The 16,769-nt window shown below is 67.6% G+C and carries 13 protein-coding genes; 2 read left to right on the top strand and 11 right to left on the bottom strand.

The genetic code is table 11. The annotated features are described in order from the left end of the window. Window positions 1-108 precede the first annotated feature (108 nt). The 5 genes from WBB14_RS09505 to WBB14_RS09485 form a co-directional block, all read right to left on the bottom strand. Window positions 109-3,003 (bottom strand): autotransporter outer membrane beta-barrel domain-containing protein, encoded by a 2,895-nt coding sequence (locus tag WBB14_RS09505; RefSeq protein ID WP_424239601.1) that lies wholly within the window; start codon window positions 3,001-3,003, stop codon window positions 109-111. Between the two features lie 315 nt (window positions 3,004-3,318). Then, entirely contained in the window at window positions 3,319-4,449 is a 1,131-nt protein-coding gene (locus WBB14_RS09500; protein WP_424239600.1) for a CaiB/BaiF CoA transferase family protein, read from the bottom strand. Between the two features lie 42 nt (window positions 4,450-4,491). Beyond that, complete coding sequence (locus WBB14_RS09495; RefSeq protein ID WP_424239599.1) at window positions 4,492-5,688, bottom strand: thiolase family protein; 1,197 nt, start codon at window positions 5,686-5,688, stop codon at window positions 4,492-4,494. A gap of 51 nt (window positions 5,689-5,739) precedes the next feature. Next, entirely contained in the window at window positions 5,740-6,810 is a 1,071-nt protein-coding gene (locus tag WBB14_RS09490; protein WP_424239598.1) for an acyl-CoA dehydrogenase family protein, read from the bottom strand. Between the two features lie 28 nt (window positions 6,811-6,838). Next, complete coding sequence (locus WBB14_RS09485; RefSeq protein ID WP_424239597.1) at window positions 6,839-7,999, bottom strand: acyl-CoA dehydrogenase family protein; 1,161 nt, start codon at window positions 7,997-7,999, stop codon at window positions 6,839-6,841. Between the two features lie 199 nt (window positions 8,000-8,198). On the opposite strand from WBB14_RS09485, the gene WBB14_RS09480 reads away from it, so the two are divergent. Next, the gene (locus WBB14_RS09480; protein ID WP_424239596.1) at window positions 8,199-9,116 is read left to right on the top strand and encodes a LysR family transcriptional regulator; all 918 of its coding nucleotides are present in this window, start codon (window positions 8,199-8,201) and stop codon (window positions 9,114-9,116) included. A 16-nt stretch (window positions 9,117-9,132) separates the two neighbouring features. Here WBB14_RS09480 and WBB14_RS09475 read toward each other — a convergent pair whose 3' ends face one another. From WBB14_RS09475 to WBB14_RS09450, 6 genes are all read right to left on the bottom strand, one after another. Next, the gene (locus WBB14_RS09475; protein WP_424239595.1) at window positions 9,133-10,104 is read right to left on the bottom strand and encodes a Bug family tripartite tricarboxylate transporter substrate binding protein; all 972 of its coding nucleotides are present in this window, start codon (window positions 10,102-10,104) and stop codon (window positions 9,133-9,135) included. Between the two features lie 63 nt (window positions 10,105-10,167). Beyond that, window positions 10,168-11,127 carry a tripartite tricarboxylate transporter substrate binding protein gene (locus WBB14_RS09470; protein WP_424239594.1) on the bottom strand — a complete coding sequence of 320 codons (960 nt, stop codon included), beginning with the start codon at window positions 11,125-11,127 and terminating at the stop codon, window positions 10,168-10,170. 96 nt (window positions 11,128-11,223) lie between these two features. Then, the gene (locus WBB14_RS09465; RefSeq protein WP_424239593.1) at window positions 11,224-12,009 is read right to left on the bottom strand and encodes a crotonase/enoyl-CoA hydratase family protein; all 786 of its coding nucleotides are present in this window, start codon (window positions 12,007-12,009) and stop codon (window positions 11,224-11,226) included. Continuing rightward, window positions 12,002-13,237: a CaiB/BaiF CoA transferase family protein gene (locus WBB14_RS09460; protein WP_424239592.1), complete on the bottom strand. Its 1,236-nt coding sequence runs from the start codon at window positions 13,235-13,237 to the stop codon at window positions 12,002-12,004. Before WBB14_RS09460 ends, WBB14_RS09465 begins: the two co-directional genes overlap by 8 nt. Before the next feature lie 209 nt (window positions 13,238-13,446). Beyond that, window positions 13,447-14,424: a tripartite tricarboxylate transporter substrate binding protein gene (locus WBB14_RS09455; protein ID WP_424239591.1), complete on the bottom strand. Its 978-nt coding sequence runs from the start codon at window positions 14,422-14,424 to the stop codon at window positions 13,447-13,449. 76 nt (window positions 14,425-14,500) lie between these two features. After that, window positions 14,501-15,505, bottom strand: coding sequence for a LysR family transcriptional regulator (locus tag WBB14_RS09450; protein ID WP_424239590.1), 1,005 nt, complete (start codon window positions 15,503-15,505; stop codon window positions 14,501-14,503). 346 nt (window positions 15,506-15,851) lie between these two features. On the opposite strand from WBB14_RS09450, the gene WBB14_RS09445 reads away from it, so the two are divergent. Next, window positions 15,852-16,769 (top strand): SDR family NAD(P)-dependent oxidoreductase, encoded by a 918-nt coding sequence (locus WBB14_RS09445; RefSeq protein ID WP_424239589.1) that lies wholly within the window; start codon window positions 15,852-15,854, stop codon window positions 16,767-16,769.

Here is a 16,769-nt window from a genome sequence, read left to right as displayed (position 1 = left end):
CGCGGACCCCGCTTCGTAGGGATTTTTCAATCGCCCGTCATCTCGCGTGGCCTTGCAGCGTACGCGCGGTTTCCCGGAAGGCGAAGGGCGCGCAAACCGCAGTCCAATCTAGAAGGCCATCCTGAAACCCGCGGTGGCGGTGACGATATGGCTGCCGGAGAAATCCGCATCGGCCTCGACCTGGCCGTAGATCGCATAGCGCTCACCCCATCCATAATTCACGCCCGCTCCGATGCTGCCCCAGGTACGCGCCAAGCGACTGGCCGCCGGCACGCCGGCGACGCGGACACTCGTTCCGTCCAGGAATTCATGCTTCACGTTGACGACGCCATAGACGCTGGATTCCCGCTTCACGCCGGCCGTTTGCCAATTTCTCTTGTAGTCCAGCGCGATGCCGAAACGGCCCAGCAGGCTGTCGCCCTTGTCGCTTCCCACGCGCGCGCCGAATTTGTCGTTGAAGCTGTCGAAGCGGGTCGATACGTAGGTCAGCTGCGCCTGCGGGATCAGGGCGAACTCCTCCGTCACGCTGAAAGCCTTGCCCGCTTCGATACCCAAGCCATAGCTCTGGGCCTTCTGGCCTCCCTTCAATTTGCCAGCCAGCCCTGAGTTCAGGTCGCTGTCGAACCAGGTCGCCTGCGCCTGGGTATCGATATAAAGGCCATTCTTGCCGTACCAGGTCAGTGTCGGCGTCAGGCCATAGGAAGTGGTGTCGATCGAGCCGTTGCCATATGCCGACGACACACGCGTGTCGGCCTTGCCGTAGTGAAAGGCCAGGCCGCCCACCAGACGAGAACCCTCTTCCTTACCGGCCAGGATGCGGTCAACGCCGAATTGCGCCTTCCAGCTATCGACGTTCTGGCGCGCGCCCGTGGTGGACGCCGCGGGTTCGAGCCTGCCCGTCGTGCCCTCCACGCGGCTCCATACGCCGTTGCGGCCGACGTCCGCCGGATCATAGAGGCGATTGCCGACCCGCTGGCGCAGGGTGGGCAACTGGCTCAGGTGCAGCAGCGTACTGGCATAGGCTTCATAGACCGGCACGCCGGGCTGATAAAGCAAGGGCGGTTCGGCGCCCGGCGAACCGCCACCGGTCGTGGGCGTGCCAGGACCGGTCGGGGATGTGCCCGGATCGGTCGGGGTCCCCGGACCGGTCGGGGTCCCCGGATCGGTCGGAGTCCCCGGATCGGTCGGAGTCCCCGGATCGGTCGGAGTCCCCGGACCGGTCGGAGTCCCCGGACCGGTCGGAGTCCCCGGACCGGTCGGAGTCCCCGGATCGGTCGGAGTCCCCGGATCGGTCAGGGACGACCGCAAATACCAGCCGCCATCAGCTGAATCCTGTTGCAGCACATAGCCATAGGCGCCGGCCACCACGGCCGGACGTCCCTTGATGACGTAATCGCCATTGGCCAGGTTGAATTGCCCCGCCGAGATGCCATTGACCTGCACGATCTGTATGCCTCGTTGGGTCTGCGCGCCAGCGCCTCCCACGTTCTTCACCGTGACCGGCGTGGCGCCAGCGCTGTCGCCCGTGATCACCAGCTTGTCCGTCGGCGAATTGTCCGCACCCAGCTGTGTGCGGATTTCCAGGTTGCCACCCTGTGCCGCATAGTCGCCGGTGATCGTGAGGGCGCCGAAGCCGCTGCGCGGGCCCGGCGCGATCGTGCCGCGGTTGATCGTCGCGCCCACGCGTCCCGTGCCGGTCAATCGCGCGGCCGCAAGCACATTCACCGGTCCGCCAAGAACGCCATCCACCTGCAGCGTTCCAGCCTGGACATCCGTATTGCCCGTGAATCCCGCGCTGTTACCTGACAAGGTCAGCCTGCCCGCGCCCAGCTTGTTGAAGTGCGACGTCCCTGAGAACGCAGTCGTCACGCCCACTTCGTGGCCGTTGGTATCGAACCCCGCGCCGTTGCTGCCTACTGCCTGCGTGGAGAAGCCTTTCAGGAAGTTGGCCTCATCGCGATTGGCGCGCAGGATGCCGCCATCCAGGTTGAAGGTGGCGTCGCCGGCGCCCTTGACGACCGAGCCAGTCTCCAGCACGCCGCGGCCGCTGGCATCGCCGATCAGGTTCAGCGTACCGGTGGCGCTTGCGTCAACGGTAAGCCACGTGTTGCGGGCGGCGACAGCCAGCCCGCCCTTTTCGATGGTCAACGTTCCCGCGCCTGCCGAGCCGATTTCGATGCGGTCGCTTGCCGCGAGCGTCGAAACATCGGTCGTTGCGCTCGATACGGTCACGGCGCCCACGCCGTCCACGCCCCTGCCGATGTAAATCGTCGCCGCGGCGCCTGGCGCTGTCGACCCGACCGTGCTAACGGTGGCGCCATCCTGGACGTGAAGCTCGCCCGTTCCGTCGAACCCCACGTAGATGTTGTTCAGCGGGTCCCAGACCGTTGCCGGGCCGGACGCAGTAACGCTCCCCTCACCGCCGACTTCCCAGCCGATGATCGCCTGACCGCTGTGCACGGCGCCGCCATTGTCGATCCGCAGCGAACCCCGGCCACGCCCGCCGATCTCGAACGCGTTGCCCGTGGCGAGATTCCAGGTGGACCCCGGCCCGGAAACGCGAACGTTCCCAACGCCGCCGGTCTCGAAGCCGATGCTGGCCGATTCGCTTTGCGCCCGGCCCCCGTCCATGATTGTCACTGTGCCGCTGCTGCCGGTGTCGACTCCGAGCAGCACTGAACCGAGGCTGGTCCAGGTGGAAGCGACGTCATTGCCGTCACGGCCCGACACCGTCAAGGCGCCTGCGACGCCATTGCTGTTTCCAATGTATGCCGAGTCATTGACTACCGATCCGCCCGCGCTGATGGTCAACGTCCCGGCGAGGGTATCTCCAACGGTCAGATCGCCGCCGACATTCCAATGTGGCGTCTGGGCCGGCCCAGGCTGAATGTCGCCGGAACTGGAGACCGATTGGCCGTAGGCGGGATGGGCGAAGTTCGCCGCGTAGAAAACGAAGACGGCCGACTTCAACCATCCCTTGCGTGGGCAATTCCTGACGACCATGAACAGTCCTTTCTGAGTAGACGCGACCTCCTACCGGTACGGCATGTGAGATGGTTTTCTTAATAGGCGTTTTCACTGGCTGGCGCTGCGGTGACCGAAAGCCCTCGTGAGCAAAGCACAACCTTGCGACCAGCCCAGCGTCTCGGGGCCTGCAAAACGCCTTGTTGTAAAAGTTACGTCAAAGGCAAACGCATACACCTATTGACACGGCCATTGATGTAAGAATCGTCTTCTGCCCAAGGAAAAACGTTAGAAAAAAGCCCCAACTCCCCTGGGAAATTTCCTAACGTAGCGGGTCGGAGCAAGACCCCGCCTTCACAGGGTTGCGCCAAATGCCTCGAAGTCCTCCGGATCCAGCCAATCCCTCAACGCCCCGGCATCCGGAGGCTGCGGCGCCGTGGGCCTGGCGTTGGGCGTCCTGCTGAAGCGCGGCGCTGGCGCGGGCTGCGTGATGCCGTCCACATCCAGCAGCGTGCCGCGCGCCTTGACCTGGGGATGTCCGGCGGCATCTCCCAACGTTTGCACGGGCGCCACGCACACGTCCAGCTGCGCCAGCCTCTCGCACCATTCGTCCCGGCGGCGCTGGGCAAAGGCGGCGGCCAGCGCCGTCCGCAGGCGAGGCCAGGTGGCCCTGTCCTGATGGTTTCCCAGTTCGCGGATGGCATCGTCGTCCAGGCCCAGCTGCCGCAGCAGCAGTTCGTGGAAGCGGCGTTCTATCGGGCCGACCGACAGCCACAGGCCGTCCGCGCATGGGTACACGTCATAGAACGGCGCGCCCGAATCGAGGATGTTGGTACCCCGCTGGGGCTGCCATGACCCCGACGCGGCCAGCCCGAAGAAGGCCGTGGCCATCGAAGCCACGCCGTCCATCACGGCGGCGTCGACCACCTGGCCTTGCCCGGACTGGCGCGCTTCGATGATGGCGGCCAGCATGCCCAATGCCAGATAGGGACCGCCGCCGCCGAAATCGCCCACCAATGCGAGCGGAGGCGTGGGCGGCTGGCCAGCCCGGCCGATGGCGTCCAGCACGCCGGTGACGGCGATGTAGTTGATGTCATGCCCGGCCACTTGCGCCAGCGGCCCGTCCTGGCCCCAGCCTGTGATGCGGCCATAGACCAACCGGGGATTCTCCGCCAGGCAGGCTTGCGGTCCCAGGCCCAGCCGTTCGGTCACGCCTGGACGGAATCCTTCGATCAGCCCGTCGGCCTTGCGCAGCAGCCGCAGCACCAGCGCGACGGCGCGCGCGTCCTTCAGGTCCAACGCTATCGAGCGGCGGCTGCGCAACAGCAGGTTGTACTTGAGCTCGCGCTTGACGCCCAGGTCGGCGGGCTCCTTGCGTTCGATCCGCAGGACCGTCGCGCCCATGTCGGCCAGCAACATGGCCGCCATCGGCCCCGGCCCGATGCCGGCCAATTCGATGATCCTGATTCCAGCCAGTGGTCCCATGTTCTCGTCCTCCCATGTCTAGGCGGCGGACGCGCCGCCGGATCAAGGCAATTCGATGGCGATGGCCGTGGCTTCGCCCCCGCCCAGGCACAGGCAGGCCACGCCGCGGCGCAGTCCGCGCCGCTCCAGCGAGTGCAAGAGCGTGACAATGATGCGCGCGCCGGTGGCGCCCACCGGATGTCCCAGCGCGCAGGCGCCCCCTTCAACGTTGACCCGCTCGGCCGGCAGGCCCAGATCCCGCAGCGCGATCAGGGCTACCACCGCGAAGGCCTCGTTGATCTCGAACAAGTCCACCGAGTCTCGGCTCCAGCCCACCCGGTCGAGCAGGCGCGAGATGGCCTGCACCGGCGCGACGGGGAATTGCCCAGGCGCCAGCGCCGCGGCAGCATGCCCGACGATGCGCGCGCGCGGCGCCAGCCCCAGCGTTTCCGCGTGGCCAAGCCGCGTCAGCGCCAGGGCGGCCGCGCCGTCCGAAATCGAGGACGCGTTGCCGGCCGTGACGGTGCCATCGGCGGTGAAGACCGGCTTCAGGCTGGCCAGCCGCGTCGCATCGCACAGGCCTGGCGTCTCGTCTTCGGCCACGAGCGCGCCCGCCGGTTCGCCGCGTCGGGCCCGCGCCGCGATGGGTGCGATTTCGGCCGCGAAAGTCCCTGCCGCGATGCTGCCCTGAGCCCGCAGCACGCTCTGCTCCGCATAGACGTCCTGTTGCGCGCGGCTGATGCCATGCTCGCGCGCGGCCAGATCTGCGTAGTGCCCCATCAGATGGCCTTCATAGGCATCCTGCAGGCCATCGCGGTACATATGGTCCAGCAACTGGCCGTCGCCCAGCCGGTATCCCTGGCGCGCCCTGGGTATCAGATGCGGCGCGTTGCTCATCGATTCCATCCCGCCGGCCAGCACCAGATCCGCCGATCCGGCGCGCAGGATGTCGTGCGCCAGGGTCACGGCCTTCATGCCCGAGCCGCACATCTTGCTGAGCGTGGTCGCCTGCACCGTGGTCGGCAGCCCCGCGCCCAGCACGGCCTGGCGCGCAGGCGCCTGCCCCAGGCCGGCAAACAGGCAGCAGCCCATCAACGCCTCCTGGGCCGCATCGGACGGCAGGCCTGCCTGGCGCATGGCTGCCGCCAGCGCGTGCGCGCCCAACTGGGGCGCGGTGTAGTGCGACAAGACTCCCTGGAACGCGCCGATGGGCGTGCGCTGCGCGCCGACGATGACGACGGAATCTGAACTTGAGGGCATGGATGATTACCTCGGTTGCATGGGATTCGAAAAAAAACGGCCTGCCTCGCGCTATGTGAGGACGCGCGCCGCTTCGGCATCGCTATCCGCCGGCACGGCCGCCATGAGGCTGCGCACGAACTCCAGCATCGATGGACTTTCGCCCGCCAGCAGCTGGGTTCCGATCAGGCTGGCGCATGCGTCTTCGCTCATGCCGGTGGCGCGCCATTCATGCAGCCGCCTGGTGTAGAGGCCCAGGGCCAGCTCTTCGGTGATCCCGATCGCCCCGTGGATCGCGTGCGCCAGAGAGCACACGACGGGAATGGCTTCGCCTGCCCGCAGCCGCGCGCACGCCGCAAGCGTGGCGTCGGGGAACATGGCGCCGCTGGAGCAAGCCAGCCGCGCCGCCATGGCGGTGGATGCCACCTGCTCCGCCAGCACGCTGATTTCCTGCTGAATCGCCTGGAAGCGCCCCAGCGCTTTGCCGAATTGCTGGCGTTCGCCCACGAAGGCGATGCAGCGGTCGAGCACGGCCTGCATTGCGCCCGCGATTCCAGCCGCGTCGGCGGCGTTGCGCCAGGCCTGCACGGCGTCGTCCGGCAAGGCGATGCGGCCGAGGACAGGCGGCGAGTCGGTCCATGCGGGCGCGCCGCTGGCAAGCGGCCGGAACACGCCGGGATCGGATGCTGCCGGCGTCGCCAGCAGCAACAGGCAGCCGTCGCGCTGGACCAGCAGCGTGCGCGCCAGTCCGGCTCCTGGAGTCTGAGCGCAGCGCAAACCGCGAGGCCCCGGCAGCGCCCGGGCCAATGCAATAGGCCCCTCTGGCACGGTCTGGCCGCTGCTGCGCAACAGGGCGCGCGCCAGCATGGTGTCGGCCAGCGGGTAAGGCAACGCTGACGCGCCGGCCGCGCGCAGCAGACCCTCGGCATCGGCCAGCGACAATCCGGCGCCGCCCAGTTCCGCAGGCGTCAAAGCGTCCACATACCCGAGCGCGTCGATATCCTGCCAGGTGCGGGCAGCGAGGCTAGCCGGGTCGGTTGCGCCGCCCTGCGCCTCGATCTCGCGGGCCCGCTCCGGCGGGCACAAGCCAGCCAGGGCGCGTGCAAATTCGTCGTACAGGTCTTGCTGGATGGATGCCGCCATGGGGCCCTCCTTCAGGTGTCGATGGGCCTTAGCGCAGGCCGAGCTCGCGCGCGATGATGCCGCGCAGGATATGGCGAGTGCCGCCCCGCAGCGAAAAGGTCGGATTGATGAGCGTCAGGTAAGCCAGCGTGCGTGCAAGCGTCTCGTCAGGCGCCGGGCCCGCGTCCGCGCGCAAGGCCTGGCCTATCCATTCGGGCACGGCCTGTTCGAACTCCGTGCCCAGGTCCTTCACCAGCACGGCCCCAAGGCTGGCGTCGGCCCCCTCGTTGAGCCGCTGCGTCACCGCCAGCGACATGCTCCGCAGCACCGCCAGTCGTCCGGCCAGGCGCCCCGCCAGCCGGACATGCGCCGGGTCCGGCGACGCCGCCCGGCGCAGATGCGCAAGCCAACCGTCAATCAGCAACATGCTGGAGTAGATCCGCTCCGGGCCGCTGCGCTCCAGCGCCAGTTCGGCCGTGACCTGCTGCCAGCCGCTGCCCTCTTCGCCTACCAGCGCATCGCGCGGCAGGCGGACGTTGTCGAACAGGACTTCGCAGAAATGGGCGTCGCCCGCAATGTCGCGGATCGGACGAATCTCGATGCCAGGCAGGGACAGGTCGAAGATCATCTGCGACAGTCCCTTGTGCCGGTCTTCCGGCACGCCCGATGTGCGCACCAGCGCGCACATGTAATGCGAGCGGTGCGCGTTGGTGGTCCAGATCTTGCGGCCGTTCAGCAGCCAACCGCCGGCGTCGGGGGTGGCGCGCGTGCGCACGCTGGCCAGGTCGGAACCGGTGTCTGGCTCGCTCATGCCGATGGCGAAGAAGGCTTCGCCTCGTATGATGCGCGGCAGATAGAAATCGCGCTGCGCGGGCGAGCCGTAGCGCAGGATCAGCGGCGCGGTCTGGCGATCGGCAATCCAATGCGCCGACACCGGCGCGCCCGCCGCGAGCAGCTCCTCGCTCAACACGAAGCGGGCGAAATTGCTGCGCGCCGCGCCACCGTAGGCGGCGGGCAAGGTCAGGCCCAGCCATCCCTGCCGCGCCAGCGCGCGGCTGAATTCCGCGTCGTAACCCATCCAGGAACGCGCGCGGCGGTCCGCCGGCATGTCCTTCAGCGCGTCGCGCAAGAAGGCGCGCACGGACGGACGCAAAGCCTCGTCCTGCGCAGGAATCGCGGCAAGCCGCAGTGCCTCGTTGATAGCGCCCAATGTGATCCCCGGAACGCGCGGCGGCACGGCGCCGCCGCATGCATTCGAACTGCCGAAAGTGCCGTGAATACCCTGCCCGGCGCGGTGCGCGCGGGCTCCATGGCAATCTACACGGGGGTCACATCCCGGTCTAATATTAGATGTGGACCGGGTAATACATCACAAATATCGCGAGCCCGGCGCATCAAGGGAGACACCCGTGGAGCTACGCCAGCTCAAGCAGCTGTTGGTCCTGTCCGAGACGCTCAACTTCCATCGCGCCGCCGAGCGCCTGCACATGGCTCAGCCGCCCCTGTCGACCGCGATCAAGAAGCTGGAACAGGAACTCGGCGTGCAGTTGTTCGAAAGGCTGCCAGCCGGCCTGCGGCCCACGCCGGCCGGCCAGGTCGTGCTGCAATATGCGCGCACCACCCTGTTTTATGCCGAGGAGATCCGCCGCGCGGCAAGAGAAGGCGCCAGCGGCGAACAAGGCGTGCTGAAGGTGGGCTTCGTTGGCTCGTCCACCTATTCGCTGATGCCGCGGCTGCTGTCGGAGTTCCGCAAGGATTACCCGCGCGTCGACCTGATCATCGAAGAGTCCACCACCGTCGATCTGCTGCGACGCCTGGACGCGCACACGCTGGACGTGGCGCTGGTGCGCTTCCCCGTGTTGGAACCCACGGCGGCGCGCGTCACCCTGCTGCAGCCGGACCACCTGATGCTGGCGGTGCCAGCCGGCAGCCGCTACGCCGAGAGCGCGGATGTTGCGTTGAGCGAGCTCGCGGATGAGCCGTTCATCGGCTACTCGCGCACGCATGTGCCGGGGATGCACGCACTGGTCATGTATGCCTTCCAGCAGGCGGGCGTAGTGCCGCGCATCGCGCAGGAAGCGATCCAGGTGCAGACCATACTGAGCCTGGTGGAAAGCGGGCTCGGGGTAGCCATCGTGCCGGCGGTGGCCCGCCGGCAAGCCGGCAGCAACGTGCGCCTGGTGAATGTTTCGCAGCTGGCCGAAACCATCAAGGTGGGCATTGCCCTGGCCGTGCACCCGGACAACGCCACGCCGACCACCGCCAATTTCGTCGAAATGGCCTGCCGCCTGATGCGGCCGGAGACCGCCGCAGCGGTCTCCGCATGACAGGACGCGGGCGCGCCTACTCCTGCTGGATGTTGGCCAGCTTCGCGATACGCCGCATGGACTCGAGTTCGTCCTTCTGGAATGCCGCCAGCGTGTCGGGGCCTCCCACGAACGACTCGCCGCCCAGATTGGCCATGAACGCCCGGCCCTCGTCGCTGCGCACCAACGCCTGCACCGCATCCGACACGCGCGCCACGATGGCGGGATCGACCTTGGCGGGAAAGAACGCGGCCGTCCAGGCATAGGCCTCGTAGCCCTTGGTGCCGCTTTCCTGCATGGTGGGTACGTCCGGCAGGTCCTTGATGCGTTTGGCGCTGGTCACGGCCAGCGGCCTCAGCTTGCCGCCGCGGATCAGCGGCAGCGCAGCGCTGACGTCCGCCAGGCTGTACTGAACCACCCCGCCCGCCAGGTCCGCCAAGGCGGCCGAAGTGCCTTTGTACGGCACGTGCGTGGCCTTGATCCCGTTCTGTTCATGGAACAGCTCAAGCACTACCTGATAGGTCGCGGTTCCGCTCGCGAAGTTCAGCTTGCCGGGCGCTTCCCGGGCGGCCGACACGAGGTCCGCCACGTTGCGGTAGGGCGAACTGGCCGGCACCACCAGCACCATCGGAAAGCGCGCAATGGGCGCGACCGGAGAGAAATCCTTGATCGCGTCATATGGCAGGTGCTTGAAGACGGCCGCGTTGGTCGTCATGGGCGAATTGCTGGCCACGAACATGGTGTAGCCGTCCGGGGCGGCGGTCGCCACGGCCTGGGCGGCGATGAAGCTGTTGGCGCCCGGCCGGTTCTCGACGATGAAAGGCTGGCCGAACTGCTCCGCCAGATGCTTGGACAGGAATCGCGCCGTCGTGTCGGCGCCGCTGCCCGGCGGCAGCGATACGATGATCTTCACGGGATGCGAGGGATACTTGTCTGCCGCGCGGGCGTTGCCGCCCGACGCCAGCGCCGCGCCCAGCATGGCCGTCATGGCCAGGGTCCTGATGTTCATGCTTGTCTCCGCAAGGCTGTTGCGTTCATGGCCGTGGCTATGCAGCCATGGCGTTTGCCGTATTCATTCGGGCTGTATGCCCGCCATTCTGACCGCGTCGCCCCAACGCCTGACCTCCTGTCCCAGGTATTCCTGGAACTCCGCGGGCGAGGAACTACGCAGGTCCACGCCCTGCGCAGTGAACGGCCCGGCAATGGCCGGATCGCGCACCGCCGCGGCCACCGCCTGGTTCAGGCGCTGGATCACCGGCTGCGGCGTCGCGGCCGGCGCCAGCACGCCTTGCCAGGTGCTCATCGTAAGGTCCTGCAGGCCCGTTTCGCGCAGCGTGGGCACCTGCGGCAGCGCGGGCGACCGCTCGGCGCCGGTGACGGCCAGCGCCCTGACCCGGCCGTCGCGGATGTAGGGCAACGCCGAGCTTATCGCGTCCACCATGAATTGCACCTGGCCGCCCAGCATCGCCACCATGGCCGGATTGGTGCCCTTGAACGGAATGCCCACGGCGCGCGTGCCGGTCGCATGCAGGAACAGCGCCACGCTCAGATGCGTGATGTTGCCGACGCCGCCGGTCCCATAGCTGAGCGCATCGGGACGCGCCTTGAGGTAGGCGATGAACTCCTTGGTGTCCTTGGGCGGCAAAGCACTGTTCGTCATCAGCACCAGCGGAATCGAGGCCGTCAGCCCCACCGGCGCGAAATCGCGCAACGGGTCATAGGGCAATTGGCGATAGAGCGCGGGGCTGATCGCCAGGCCGGACGAGTGGTACAGCAGCGTATAGCCGTCGGGCCGGGCGCGCGCCACGGTTTCACCGGCGATGTTGCCGCTGGCGCCGGTCTTGTTCTCGACGATCACCGGCTGGCCCAGTTCGCGCGCCACATGCTGCGCCACGGCCCGGGCCAGTACATCGGTCGGACCTCCCGCCGCGTAGGGCAGGATCAGCCGCAAGGGCTGCGCCGGCCACGCCGCCGTGTTCGCGATGGCGGCGCGCGCCAGCGGCAAGCCGGCCAACGCGCCTAAAGCGGCCACCAGCGCTCTTCTCCTTGTCTGCATGGGTCTCCTCCTTGTGTCGCCTCGTTATGGGTTGCGCGCCGGCGAGGCTGCCGTGGCCAGGGCCGAAGCCCCTCAGCCGCGCGTCTTGTCCAGGTACGCGTCCAGTGCGCTGGCGTGCTCCTGCGTGTGATGCGCCAGCGCCTGGAAGCCCGCTGACAGTTCCAGCAAGGTATCCAGCCGCGTGTGCTGGCCCTCGCGCAACAGCCGCTTGGTCAGGCGCAGCGCGTGGCCGGAATGCTGGGCAATCTCCTGCGCCAAAGCCATCGCGGCCGGAAGCAGCGCCTCCTGGCTGAGCACCTGCGAGACCAGCCCCATATCGAGCGCCTGGGCGGCATCGACGCTGCGGCCGGTGAACGCCAGCTCGCAGGCGCGCGACATGCCGACCACCCGCGGCAGCAGCCAGGCGCCGCCGTCTCCCGGCGTCAGGCCCAGCTTGATGAAGCTCTCGGCGAAACGCGCCTCCACGGCGGCCAGGCGCATATCGCACATGCACGCCAGATCGCAGCCCGCGCCGATGGCCGGCCCATTGACCGCCGCTATCGTCGGCACTTCCAGATTGCACAGGGCCAGCGGCACGCGCTGGATGCCGTCGCGGTAGGCCTGACGGCTGCGCACAGGCTCCCCCAGCCCGGCGCCGACCGCCGCCGACAGGGTCTTGAGGTTGCCCCCGGAAGAGAACACGCCATGTGCGCCGGTAAGCACCACGGCGCGCACCGACATGTCCGCGTTGACATCGGCGCAGACGTCCACCAGCGCGTCGATCGCGTCGGGATCGGACAGCGCGTTGCGCGTGGCTGCGCGGTTCATGGTCAGGAGCAGTACGGCGCCATGGCGCTCGCGTTTCAGGAAATCAGTCATGGACGGCTCCGGTCGCTGCGGCAGCGTCAGCCGCCATCGAGGTCACGCCATCCCGCAGCAGCGCGGCAATGGCAGCGTCCGGGTAGCCGGCCTCCTTCAGCACCTCGACGCTGTGCTCGCCCAACCGCGGCGCGGGCCGCGAGGGGGCTGGCGGCGTGCCGGACCAGCGCGACGGCACCGCCATGGTGCGCAGCTTGCCCTCGCTGGGATGCTCGACGGTACTGAAGAATCCGACGGCCTCCAGCTGCGGATCGCGCAGCAGCGATTCGACGGTGTGCATGGGCATGGCCGGAATATCCGCCGCCTCGAACGCTTCGAGCCAATCCTCGGTGGTGCGCTTGGCGATCTCATCCGACACCAGGCGGTAGATCGCATGGATGTGCTGGGTGCGGGTGCCGATGTCACGGAACCTGGGATCGGCGGACTCGCGGCCTTGCTGCCCGATCAGTTCAAAAAATGCCGCCCATTGCTTGTCGGCATAGATCAGCACGCAGATGTGCCCGTTCAACGTCGCATAAGGGCGCCGGTCCGCGTTCAGGATCCGCGGATATCCGGCTGGCCCCAGCGGCGGCTCGAAGGACTGGCCCGCCATGTGGTCGCCCAGGATCAGCTGCGCCATGGTCTCGAACATGGGCACGTCGATGGCCTGCCCCTGGCCCGTCCGCGCGCGGTGGTACAGGCCGGCGCTGACCGCGTTGGCCGCGCTGATGCCCACGATACGGTCGGCGATGGCACTGGGCGCGTAGCGCGGCGTTTCGCCGCCGGCCTGGACCGACAGCGCCGGAATGCCCACCGCGCCCTGGATCAGGTCGTCGTACGCAGCGCGCGCTGCATAGGGGCCGCGCTGGTCGTAGCCGTACACGCCCACGTACAGGATGGCGGGGTTGACCTGCGCCAGTTCCTGGTACGACAGCCCCAGCCGCGCCATCGCCTGGGGCCGCACGTTGTAGATCAGGACGTCGCAGGTGGCCGCCAGCTTCAGCAGCGCTTCGCGGCCCGCTGGCTGCTTCAAATCCAGCACCACGCTGCGCTTGCTGCGGTTGGCGTGCAGAAAGATTCCGCCCATGCCTGGATGGCGCGCCGGACCAATGCCGCGCACGTTATCGCCGGCCGGCGGCTCGACCTTGATCACGTCTGCGCCCAGGTCTCCCAGTATCTGCGTGGCGTAGGGGCCCATCAGCACCGTCGTGACATCGAGGATACGCACGCCTTCCAGCGGGCCGCTCATGCGCCGCTCCCCGAACGCCCTGCCCGGACCCGCGTCCCGGATACCCTGCTAGCACCACCTTCGAACATGACAGCTCCCATTCCAGAATGCCTTGCCGGACATCCTAGGTAAGAACTGCAAGCGCCGGAAATACTATATTTGGGTCAGCCGATACATCCAGAATATTGGCAGGTCACTATCCCCGGGCCGCGACGCGACGCCCGCAGGCATCATGGCGAGCCACCGCCGACCAGGCGCGCCAACTCCCCATATCGCACCGCCTCGGCCTGTATCATCCGCGAAAACTCCTTGCTCCCGGCGCCCACCACCTCGCCGCCGCTCTGCTGGGCAAGCTGCGCGCGCAGCGCCGGATCGTCCATGACCTGCCGCATCATGTCTTCAAGCTTGCCTGCCACGGCGGGGGGCGTCTTGGCATGAATGGCGAAGCCGATGAAAATGTACAGGGAGTAGCCCGGATAGCCGGATTCCTGCACCGTCGCCACATCGGGCAACAGTGGATGACGCTGGTCCCCCGCCACGGCCAGCGCCCGGATTTTTCCCGAGGCAACCAAGGGCGCTGCGCCGGCAATGTCGATCAACGCCAGGTCCACCGATCCTCCCACCACATCCGCCACCGCCTGCGCGGCGCCCTTGTACGGTACCTGGTTGAAGTTCACGCCCGCGCGCCTGGCCAGGTCGAGTGCGCCCAGGCGATAGCTGTTGCCGTAGGTAGCGAGGCTGACGCCGCCCTGGTCGCGGCGGGCTGCGGCAACCACGTCGCCCAAGCTCTTGTACGGCGAGCTCACTGACGCGACCAGCACGGCCACGTGGCGGGTCACGTTGAGCATCGGCAGCAGATCCTCGGGCCGGTATGGCAAGTCCTTGACGAACAAAGGGTTGATCACGGTCGCGCTGGGGCTGATCAACACCACGGTATAACCGTCGGCGGGCGCGCTCAGCGCCACCTGGGTGCCTAGCGAGAGTTCCGCGCCAGGCCGGTTCTCCACCAGCGTGGACTGGCCCGCCACCTTGCGCAGATGCTCGGCGAAGGTACGCGTCATCGTGTCGCCGCTGCTGCCGGGGCCGATGGGCACGATGAAACGTATTGGACGCGACGGATAGGCATCGGCGGCTACGGCGGACATCGAAGCAAGCAGTGCGGCGCAGGCGAGCGCGGCTGCGCGCCACGCGGTTCTGGCAACGGACATGGTTTCGTCTCCTCGGGTTCTTGTGGCCTGTCACGATAGCGACAAGAACTCCGGCGTGCCATGCGCGAACCGACGATCAGCTATGCACGGTCTGGACAGCCGTCTGCCATGCCTTGGCCCAGCGCGCTTCGCGCATCTGCGCGGCCTGCTGCAAGCGGACGAAGTGCTCTGCCAGCACCGCAACCAGGCAGCGCTCGACCGCGAGGCTGGCGCGGTTGATGCGGTGCTTGGCGCCGGTGGCGCAGAACGTGTGCAGCGTGAGCGCCGGTTCGACGATGCGGGAAATCGCCAAGTCGCCTTCGTCCAGGTAGTCCTCGATGCGATGCACCTGGGTGATGGCATGGCGGCCGCAGCGGCGCACCACTTCGCGGATCATCGCGCCCGAGTTTATTTCCAGTTCGGCGCGCAACTCCAGCCGCATGTCGCGGGTGCGTTCGCGCACCACGGCCTCCACGGGATTGGGCGAAGGCGGCATCACGATGGACAGGCCGTTCAATGCGGCCAACGGCACGGTGGGATCGCGCAGCAGCGGCGAGTCGCGCCGACCCAGCAGCACCAGGTCGGACGAGAACAGGCGCTGCGCCTGGGCGGGCGGGTCGGCATGGTAGCTGTTGAAAACGCCGATATCGAGCTTGCCCGCCGCCAGCCTGTCCATCACGTCGCGGCTGTAGCTTTCGTGTATGACCAGGTGGATCCGGGGAAACTGCGACGAGATGCGGTTCACCAGCATCGACACTGGGCCTTCCGCGGCCCAGCGCGGCAGCGCGATCTCGACGGTGCCCGAGGGCTGCTCGTTGGTGGAGGACGCCAGCTCCAGGAAACCGGTGGCGCCATCCAGCAACCCCCTCGCCACCGGCAGCAGCGCCACGCCTAGCTCGGTCAGCAACACGCCGCGGCCGGTGCGGTTGAACAGGCGGCCGCCCAGCAGCTCTTCCAGCTCCAAGACGCGCCGGCTCAGCATGGACTGCGAGCATCCCCGCAGCACCGCCGCCTGCGAAAAGCTGCCTGACTCCGCAGTCGCGACGAAAGCGGACACGTTCTCGATCTTCAGCTCATCGGCTGCGCGGACCACCAGTTTCACTTTCTGTCTCCTGCCTGGGACGGGACAGCCTGCGTTGATTTTTTTTGATCATATCAGGGCGGATAGCGGCCGCTCGGCGGGGCGCGGCGCCGGACCGCGGGTGCTGCGTCGCGCCATGCCACGCGCGCGCCCATGTTCAGCCATGGCGTATCGGGATCAACCCGAAGCGGCTCCTCGAACGTTCTTGCTGCCACGCAGCACGACCCGGATCGCGATGGATCGGCCTCAGCGTTGCCGATCCTGCATACCTGCCATCCGCTGCGCGGGCTTACCCCGCTTTCCTGCCATGCCTACAGTTGGCCCATCCCGATTCCGGGTAAACGCATCAACCTGCGGAGAAGATGAAATGGCTGGAGTTCTTGAAGGGAAAGTCGTGCTTGTGACAGGCGCCGGCCGCGGCGTCGGCCGCGAAATCGCCTTGCTGGCGGCGCGCGAGGGCGCTGCGGTCGTGGTCAACGATCTGGGCGGCAGTCCGAACGGCGAAGGCGCAGGTACGCTGGATCCGGCGTCCGACGTGGTCGCGGAAATCCGCCAGGCGGGCGGGCGCGCCGTCGCCAACGGCGACAGCGTCTCCGACCCCGAAGCCGCCGCGCGCATGGTGCAGGCGGCTATCGACCACTTCGGACGGCTGGACGGCGTGGTCAACAACGCCGGCATCCTGCGCGACCGCATGTTCCACAAGATGAGCAGCCTGGACTGGCAGCAGGTCATCGACGTGCATCTGCAAGGCGCCTACAACGTCAGCCGCGCCGCCGCCGCGATGTTCCGAGAACAACAGTCCGGCGCCTACGTGCACATGACCTCGGCCGCCGGCCTGGTGGGCAACATCGGCCAGGCCAATTACGCCGCGGCGAAGTTGGGCATCGTCGGGATCTCGCGTTCCATCGCGCTGGAAATGGAGCGTTGCAACGTGCGCTCGAACTGCGTGTCGCCCTGGGCGTGGAGCCGCCTCATCGGCACCCTGCCCGATGAAACCGAAGAGCAGAAGAGCCGGCTGGAACGCTTCAAGCAGATGACCGCGGACAAGATCGCGCCCATGGTCGTGTACCTGCTGTCGGATCTGGCGGCCGGCGTGAGCGGCCAGATCTTCGGCGTGCGCAAGAACGAGATCATGCTGTTCAGCCAGCCGCGGCCGGTGCGCAGCGTGCATCGCTCGGAAGGCTGGACCGTCGAGGCCATCGCCGAACATGCGATCCCCGCGATGCAGCCCAGCCTGGTGCCGCTGGAAAGCGCGCGCGAGGCGTTCGCCTGGACTCCGGTATGA

Origin of the sequence: Achromobacter sp. (assembly GCF_049647645.1) — a bacterium.
Taxonomy (GTDB): domain Bacteria; phylum Pseudomonadota; class Gammaproteobacteria; order Burkholderiales; family Burkholderiaceae_B; genus Achromobacter.
This window is presented reverse-complemented; position numbering and strand designations above follow the sequence as displayed.

Bases quoted from the DNA above. Each gene is read 5' to 3' on its own strand.
- WBB14_RS09505 (WP_424239601.1), bottom strand. From the start codon at position 3,003: ATGGTCGTCAGGAATTGCCCACGCAAGGGATGGTTGAAGTCGGCCGTC.
- WBB14_RS09500 (WP_424239600.1), bottom strand. From the start codon at position 4,449: ATGGGACCACTGGCTGGAATCAGGATCATCGAATTGGCCGGCATCGGG.
- WBB14_RS09495 (WP_424239599.1), bottom strand. From the start codon at position 5,688: ATGCCCTCAAGTTCAGATTCCGTCGTCATCGTCGGCGCGCAGCGCACG.
- WBB14_RS09490 (WP_424239598.1), bottom strand. From the start codon at position 6,810: ATGGCGGCATCCATCCAGCAAGACCTGTACGACGAATTTGCACGCGCC.
- WBB14_RS09475 (WP_424239595.1), bottom strand. From the start codon at position 10,104: ATGAACATCAGGACCCTGGCCATGACGGCCATGCTGGGCGCGGCGCTG.
- WBB14_RS09465 (WP_424239593.1), bottom strand. From the start codon at position 12,009: ATGACTGATTTCCTGAAACGCGAGCGCCATGGCGCCGTACTGCTCCTG.
- WBB14_RS09460 (WP_424239592.1), bottom strand. From the start codon at position 13,237: ATGAGCGGCCCGCTGGAAGGCGTGCGTATCCTCGATGTCACGACGGTG.
- WBB14_RS09455 (WP_424239591.1), bottom strand. From the start codon at position 14,424: ATGTCCGTTGCCAGAACCGCGTGGCGCGCAGCCGCGCTCGCCTGCGCC.
- WBB14_RS09445 (WP_424239589.1), top strand. From the start codon at position 15,852: ATGGCTGGAGTTCTTGAAGGGAAAGTCGTGCTTGTGACAGGCGCCGGC.